Genomic DNA, 7,054 nt, shown 5'->3' with positions numbered 1-7,054 from the left:
CCCATCGCTCTTGCGGGAACCGGATGCGCACCGGGTGTTCGGGAGAGCGGCGGCAACCTCCCCCTCCAGGGATCGGTACCTGGAGGCATGCTGAGGGCCCGCGACAGGCCGGCGGTGCCGGGATGCAGGGTCAGAGACTGCATCTCGGAAAAACGGGTGTCGGGTGAGAGACGACACTGCGGAAACCGCGGAGAAGCCGCTAGGGCTTTTCCTTCGGCCCGGCAAAGACCACCCCCTTCATTGGGTGCAGCCGGGGCGGAAGAAAGACCCGAGTGACCGGCCAATGTCGGGACAGCGGCCGGCGGGGCGCGTGGGACGCGCCACGTAAACCAACAGAGAGGCACGGATCACGCGCCCCGCTTCCCACCTTCTTCAATGGCCAGACGGCGAAAGCCGGGCGTGGCGCCGATGAAGCACGCCTGCCGAAGGGCAAGAGAGGGACGGAGCGCAACCCTGCCTTTCCGCCCGGCTCCCCGTCACAATTGAGTTGCCGAAGCTTCGTAACATCACTTTAATGCAATCGCTCCTGCGAGAAGCAATGATGCTGGACAGTGGACTTGCCGATAAGTTCTTTTCCTCGCGCCGTGGCCGCAGGCCGCCGCGCCGCTTCTCGCGCCTGCTGCAGGAGATGGCCGACGACCCAGCGCGCGAGCGCATCTCCATAGACGACCTCCTGCAGGCCATGGGCGAGCGCGCATTCGGCGCGCTGATGCTCCTCTTCGCCCTGCCCAACGTGCTGCCGACTCCGCCCGGCACCTCGGGCCTGCTGGGCCTTCCGCTCGTCTATCTCGCCGCCCAGCTGATGCTCGGGCAGCGTCCGTGGTTGCCGAAATTCATCAGCGGGCGCTCGATAAGGCGCGCCGATTTCGCCGCGTTTGTGGAGCGTGCCGGGCCGTGGCTGCGCCGGGCCGAACGCCTTCTGCGCCCCCGCCTCCTCTTCCTCGTGAGCCCGGCGGCCGAGCATGTGATCGGCGCCTTCTGCCTTGTGCTGGCGGTCATCCTGCTCCTGCCCGTACCGCTCGGCAATATCCTCCCCGCCCTTTCGATCTCGGTCTTCTCCTTCGGCGTGCTCGGGCGCGACGGCCTCTGGATCATCTTCGGGGCGGTGCTTGCCGCGATATCCGTCGCGGTTGCCGGAGGGGTCGTCTTCGCGCTGGTAAAGGGCGCTATCTATCTCGTCACCAAGCGTCTCTAGCGCGCGGCGCCGACGGGATGGACGAGGTCTTGGAAGCAGGCTTTCCTCGCGGTAGATTGCGCAAGCTTTGGAGACCGCCCGATGCGCTTCCTCAACTCGGTCTGCGTTTGTCTGCTGATCGGCCTTTCCGCCTGCGAGACCATCACGCCGGAGCAAAGGCGGGCGCTCGACGAGCAGCAGTGCCGCTCCTACGGGTTCCGGCCGAGGACCGACGCCTTTGCCGAATGCCTGCAGAGGATCGACCTCGACCGGCGCGCCCAGATACGCGCCGCCATGGACCGCTTCGACCGCTGGGACGATCCGATCGTCGTCTACCGCCCGGTGATCGTGCGCCGCGACTAGCCGCACAGCGGTCTCCCGGCGGGCATCCCGGAAGGGCGGCTAGTCCGCCGACGACTGCTCCCTGCGCTTGTGCGCCTCGATCTCGTCGAGCACCGCCTCGGGAGAGATGTCCCGCTTGATCTCGCGCACCTCCGAATCGGGAAGCACCTTCGAATCGAGCCGCTCGGCGATGCTTTCGATTAGCCCCGCCACCTTGGTGAGTTCGTGCTCCGTCAAGAGGCTGATCTGCAGATCAAGATCCGCCCGCTTGTCGGCAACTGCGGCCATGCGGTTCTGGCTGATGAGGACGAAGGTCGAAAGGAAGATCGCCTCGACCGAGGCCACCATCGCCAGGACCACGAAGGTCGGGTCGAAGCGCGGCACTCCGGGGACAAACCCCAGATTGACGATGATCCAGCACCCGTAGAGGGCAAGATGCAGATAGACGAAGCGCATGCTGCCTGTGAACCGGGTGATCCGGTCGGCGATGCGCTCCTCGAGCTTGGCTTCCCTCGCATCCTGCTCGCGTCGCTTTTCGATCGCCTCGATGTTGCGCCTCAACGCGCTGCTCAGCTTTTCCGGCGGGGGCGGCGGCAGGGTCGGAGAAGTCATTTTAGCGTCCTGTTTGCGCCCGGCAGGCGCGCTGCCGGGCTGGTTCGAACGCCGGAGGCTTCACGGAGGTTCCGTTGCCGACTGTCGGCGGGCAAGGCTCCTCCCCTTGCCCGTTGCGCAAATTTTAGGACGCGGCCGGCGGCATCGGCATCTTTGGCGTCCCATGGAGCAGCGGATCGCCCTCGGCCAGTTCCTCTACGATCTCGCCCAGCGGCTGCGGATCGGCGAGATACTCGAAGGTGCCCTTACCGTCGGGCGTCGGGCCCGAGGCCCAGCGGCCCTCCTGGCTTTCCGTCCCTTCCGAGCAGTTCCAGAACTGATACGCGACCTCCGACTTCTCGCGCTCCTGCGGGAAGCTCATCGGGCCGGGCGTGGCGTCGAGACCGTCTGCCTCCAATTCGGCGATGGCCGCAAGCCACTGATTCTGATGCATCGTGTCGCGGGCGATCAGGAAGGAGAGCATGTCGCGCACCCCCGCATCGTCGGTGAGCTCGTAGAGACGGCACACCTGCAGCCGCCCCTGGGTCTCCGCCGTCACGTTGAAGCGGAAATCGGCCAGAAGATTGCCCGATGCTATGGTGTAACGCGCGTTCCAGGGATATCCGACGCTGTCGGTGGGCGTCGCGCCCTGGCCGGAAACGATGGCGTGCTGCGGGTTCATGCCGGAGACGATGACGTCCTCGAGGCGCGATCCGCCAAGCACGGCCCCGATGGCGGAGTTCTTCGCCGCCGCCTCCGCAGCCTCGACCGGCGAGGTCTCGAGCAGCCGGGCAATCATGGTCGCGAGCATCTCCACATGGGCGATCTCCTCGGTGCCGATATCGAGGATCATGTCGCGGTATTTGGCTGGCGCGCGGCAGTTCCAGCCCTGGAACAGATAGGTCATCATCACGCTGATCTCGCCCCATTGGCCGCCGAGCACCTCCTGGAGCTGCTTTGCGTAGACGGGATCGGGCCGGTCCGGCTTCGCGCTGTATTGGAACTGGTTGGTGCGAAAGAACATGGTCGGTCTCCTCGGGTTGGCAAGCCGCGGCCTTGGCGCGGCAATCCCTGCCAACCTCGGCGCATGTCACATGTTCCGATTTCCTTTCCGATTGAGTCCAGTTTTGATGCACCGCGCTCGCTGGATGCTCGCTGCCGGTTTGGGCCTGCGCCTTCTCGGCAAGGTCCACCGCACCACCTGCGGAAAACGCAGGGGATCGCCGCTAGGCGCTTGACGCCACAGAAGGCTGAACCTATTGAACGGCGCATGCCGCACGGCATGGCCTCGTGGCGGAGTGGTTACGCAGAGGACTGCAAATCCTTGCACCCCGGTTCGATTCCGGGCGAGGCCTCCACCAAATCTCAGAGAACACTCAATATCGTGAAATCTTTCAGGCTTCATCGGTGGCCTTTTTCATGTCGCGCTACGTTGCGAACGAGCGCCCTTGGTTCGAACGGGTTTCAACCACACGCGGCACTGGACGCGGGATGAACGCAATGTGGAGTTCGCCTGCGTCGAGATCCTCTCAATCCCCCGCGACAAAACGCGATTGCCGGCGAAGGTACGTGCGAAGAGAGCATTGGCACATCGGCTTCTCGACCGGGATGCCGCGGCCGAGTTGCATCGCACCTAATCTCGAAGAGAATACCGATCGTGCCCGAGCTCCATAGCTTGTCGCGAGGCGACGACCGATATTTCGACGTGAACGTCATCGTCCTTGCACCGCCAGGCATTCCATCAAGAAGCGGCTTGTGGCGACTCAAAGCTGCACGCTGAAGACGCAGTCGAAAGCCCCGTGGCACGCCGAGGAACTAAGCGCGAGTCCCTCTGCGCGGCGGCAAATGAAAAGCCGAAGGCGTGGTCGCGGAGTGCTCTTGGCTGGGGTAATCGCACTCTGTCCGCGTTCTGGACGTTCGGAGTAAGGCATGATCTGATGCTCAGCAGCAAAAGGGATAGCGATCCTTGCGACCTCAAAACCGGCGCACAGAGCTATGGACCGTTGCGGTAAGAGACTTGATCGCGAACTCGGTTATCACCCCCTACGCATATTATCTCAGCATCCCTTGGAACGAAGGCTTGCTGTTTGCAGTGCCCTTCGCATATTTGGTCTATCTTGCCTTAGAGAATCTTGGCGAAATCGCCGCGCCAGCCCCGATTGGGCCTGCAGCGGCAGCAGTGATCGCCATGTCCGGAGTTCCCTCACATGCTTGGGACATACTCATGCTGCAGGCGCGGGTGCCCTGACTAAGAAGCAGAGCCGACAAATCGAGATTCGGTTGGCGCCGGCTCCCGTGCGATGGCGCGACTGTTGAGGAATCCCCGCATTGAAGCTAAGCGTGAAGTGCGTCCGCCCAACTGCCGACTGCGGGGCCACATCTCAGTTCGATCCTTGCTCCTCCAACGACTTGACCTGAATGCCTGACCTAAACAGCGTCCCTAGACCGATACTGTTCCTTGGCGGAATATTTACCCCCAAACAGATCGAGTTCATTATATCAGAGTCCAGAGGCGTGGTTCAGAACGCTGCGGATGCACTACAAAAGAACCTGATCGTCGGTCTTGCGGCCCATTGGCCGTCGGTAAGCGTGGTGAACCTTCCGTTCGTCGGCTCGTATCCCCGGTTCTTCAGGAAAAAAGTCTTTCCTGGCACGAACGAGAGCCTATTACCAAACGTCAACGTGCTCGGACAAGGATTCGCTCTTCGTCGCTTGATCAAAACTCCTTCGAGAACGGTAGCGGCATTTAAAGGCGTCGTCAGGTCAGACCGGGAGCGGCACGCGATCATCCTGATCTACTCTGCTCATCTGCCGTTTCTCATCGCTGCCCTGCTCTACCGAATGATATTCAAGAAGAGCAGAACTTGCTTGATACTGCCTGACCTTCCGGAATTTATGGGCGAGGGTGGCCGACTTTATACAATTGCCAAGGCGATAGAATCTCGTGTTTTCTATGTGCTGGTTAAACGTGTCGATGCGTTTGTGGTACTGACTCGCTTTATGGCTGAAAAGCTTGGGCTAGAACCCGGAACCTTCACCGTCGTCGAAGGCATCGCTGACGACGCTCTTGCGGGGGAAGGTCCGCCCCCATTGCCAACCAGGGGCCGCATTTTCCTTTACACAGGGACGCTCGCTTCGCGATACGGAGTAATGGATCTGGTGAATGCTTTCAAGGCGGTGCGCGCGCCCGATGCAGAACTATGGATCTGCGGTGAAGGAGACAGCAAGGATCAAATCGAGTGGGCCGCCCAGCAGGACACCCGCATCCGGTTTTTCGGGCAAGTTCCTCGGGACGAAGCAAGAAGGCTGCAAAGCCAAGCCACTGTCTTGGTCAATCCTCGAACTCCTGCAGGCGAGTTTACAAAGTACTCTTTCCCGTCCAAAACCATGGAATACATGGCCTCAGGGCGGCCGGTTCTGATGCACCGTCTTCCAGGAATGCCCGAGGATTATGTGCCCTATTTCATTCAACCTAGTGAGCCAACCGTCGAAAGCCTTGCAACTGCAATGGAGGATTTGGCCGCCTGGGATACCGACCGGCTCGCAACATTTGGGGCCAGGTCACGTGCATTTGTTCTGCGCGAGAAGAACGCCGTGGCTCAGTGCCGAAAAATCGTGGATTTGATCTTATCGACCCGCTAGTACCTGGGTATATGAAACTGCACGGCTCAATGGATCAACGCGCCCACCGATTCTTTGCTGCTGCTCTCGCTGGCATTGGTGGGCGGCTTGTCGGACTGCTTGCACCATTAGTTACGACGCCTGCATTGTTGAGCTACTTTGGAGACGAGGAATTTGGAATTTGGGCTACCAGTGTATCGGCCACCAGCATTGCTGTAGTTGCCGATCTAGGTATCGGCAACGGGTTGCTGACGCGGGTAGCGAGTGCCTCCGGACGGGGTGATAGGAAAAGCATTCGAGCATACGTTTCCAACGCCTATGTCGCACTCAGTGCCGTCGCCACCATAGCGCTGTCCATAACAACTATGGCTTTTCTGGTGTGGCCTGTCTCACCTATCGCGGTTGCGGTAGTTGTTGTCTTTATCATGAGCTTACCCGGAACGGTGCTGTACCAATTCTTATATGGAATACAGCGGGTTCCGACCAGCAATCTGCTGCTTGCTGTTGGGGCCGCGGGGAGCGTTCTCGGTTGCTTCCTCGCAATTGGCGCGCAAGCTCCGACATGGGCCGTTGCGGTAGCATATAGTCTCCCACCGGTTCTCACTTCAATCGGCGGCGCCATCTGGTTCTTTCGACGCGCCCCGGAATATAGGCCAACGTTGAACGCGGTGAGTTGGCAGCATGCACGCGATCTCCTGAAGCTGGGTTCTGGCTTTTTTTTTCTCTCCATTCTTACGGCCGTTGGCCTGAACATCGACAACCTGATCATCTCCGCGACCGCTGGCCCAGAAGCTGTACCTCCCTATGCCATTCCAATGCGGCTGGCTTCGGTTCTGAGTCTACTCATAATGGCAGTTTTCATGCCGTTGTGGGGTGCGAATGGCGAAGCTCTAGCAACTCGCGACTACAACTGGGTGAGACAAAGCGCCCTGAATATGAGCTTGGCGGGAGCCGGGGTCGTCGCCATCTCCGGCGGAATGCTAATCCTTCTGTCGAATATGATCATGACCGTTTGGATAGGCCGCACCTTCGAAGATCAACACCTCGTTCTCTCATTCGCGGTCCTCGCCGCTACAATTATCGCCGCCACATCTCCGTATAATATGGTGCTCAATGCTCTGGGGCGCCCGCTACCCCAGATTGGGCCCTGGCTGGCTTTCGTCATCTTGTCCATCAGCCTCAAACTCGCCTTGCTCATCGGGCAACAGCGCGTCTGGCCCATCGCTGCGGTCACAGGTCTGGTGTATGCGCTGGTCGTCACGCCAGTGGTTATTGTCGCGGCGCTGCGCGGCCTGCGTACAGAAGCAGGCAGATAAACCTATGTTC

At 60.6% G+C, this 7,054-nt stretch carries 6 protein-coding genes and 1 tRNA gene; 5 read left to right on the top strand and 2 right to left on the bottom strand.

Going from position 1 to position 7,054, the window contains the following annotated elements; genetic code table 11:
• Positions 1-619 precede the first annotated feature (619 nt).
• On the top strand, positions 620-1,195 hold the full coding sequence (locus tag RIN79_RS14795; protein ID WP_309085442.1) for an exopolysaccharide biosynthesis protein: 576 nt from the start codon (positions 620-622) through the stop codon (positions 1,193-1,195).
• A gap of 81 nt (positions 1,196-1,276) precedes the next feature.
• Positions 1,277-1,537 (top strand): hypothetical protein, encoded by a 261-nt coding sequence (locus tag RIN79_RS14790; protein ID WP_309085440.1) that lies wholly within the window; start codon positions 1,277-1,279, stop codon positions 1,535-1,537.
• A gap of 39 nt (positions 1,538-1,576) precedes the next feature.
• On the opposite strand, the gene RIN79_RS14785 is transcribed toward RIN79_RS14790, so the two are convergent.
• Both RIN79_RS14785 and RIN79_RS14780 read right to left on the bottom strand, forming a co-directional pair.
• Positions 1,577-2,128, bottom strand: a complete 552-nt coding sequence (locus RIN79_RS14785; protein ID WP_309085439.1) for a DUF1003 domain-containing protein — start codon at positions 2,126-2,128, stop codon at positions 1,577-1,579.
• Positions 2,129-2,252: 124 nt separating this feature from the next.
• Complete coding sequence (locus tag RIN79_RS14780) at positions 2,253-3,131, bottom strand: manganese catalase family protein (protein ID WP_309085438.1); 879 nt, start codon at positions 3,129-3,131, stop codon at positions 2,253-2,255.
• A 260-nt stretch (positions 3,132-3,391) separates the two neighbouring features.
• Here RIN79_RS14780 and RIN79_RS14775 point away from each other — a divergent pair.
• From RIN79_RS14775 to RIN79_RS14765, 3 genes are all read left to right on the top strand, one after another.
• A tRNA-Cys gene (locus RIN79_RS14775) sits at positions 3,392-3,465 on the top strand.
• A 1,156-nt stretch (positions 3,466-4,621) separates the two neighbouring features.
• Positions 4,622-5,749, top strand: a complete 1,128-nt coding sequence (locus RIN79_RS14770) for a glycosyltransferase (RefSeq protein ID WP_309085437.1) — start codon at positions 4,622-4,624, stop codon at positions 5,747-5,749.
• 29 nt (positions 5,750-5,778) lie between these two features.
• Positions 5,779-7,044: an oligosaccharide flippase family protein gene (locus RIN79_RS14765; protein ID WP_309085436.1), complete on the top strand. Its 1,266-nt coding sequence runs from the start codon at positions 5,779-5,781 to the stop codon at positions 7,042-7,044.
• The last annotated feature ends 10 nt before the right edge of the window (positions 7,045-7,054 follow it).

Origin of the sequence: Chelativorans sp., from assembly GCF_031180965.1 — a bacterium.
Taxonomy (GTDB): Bacteria; Pseudomonadota; Alphaproteobacteria; order Rhizobiales; family Rhizobiaceae; genus Chelativorans.
The sequence above is the reverse complement of the archived record's forward strand: the minus strand, read 5'-3'. Positions and strand labels throughout refer to the sequence as shown.

What these genes read in the sequence shown, in the direction of transcription:
- RIN79_RS14790 (WP_309085440.1), top strand. Translation starts at nt 1,277, where the DNA reads ATGCGCTTCCTCAACTCGGTCTGCGTTTGTCTGCTGATCGGCCTTTCC.
- RIN79_RS14765 (WP_309085436.1), top strand. Translation starts at nt 5,779, where the DNA reads ATGGATCAACGCGCCCACCGATTCTTTGCTGCTGCTCTCGCTGGCATT.
- RIN79_RS14785 (WP_309085439.1), bottom strand. Translation starts at nt 2,128, where the DNA reads ATGACTTCTCCGACCCTGCCGCCGCCCCCGCCGGAAAAGCTGAGCAGC.
- RIN79_RS14780 (WP_309085438.1), bottom strand. Translation starts at nt 3,131, where the DNA reads ATGTTCTTTCGCACCAACCAGTTCCAATACAGCGCGAAGCCGGACCGG.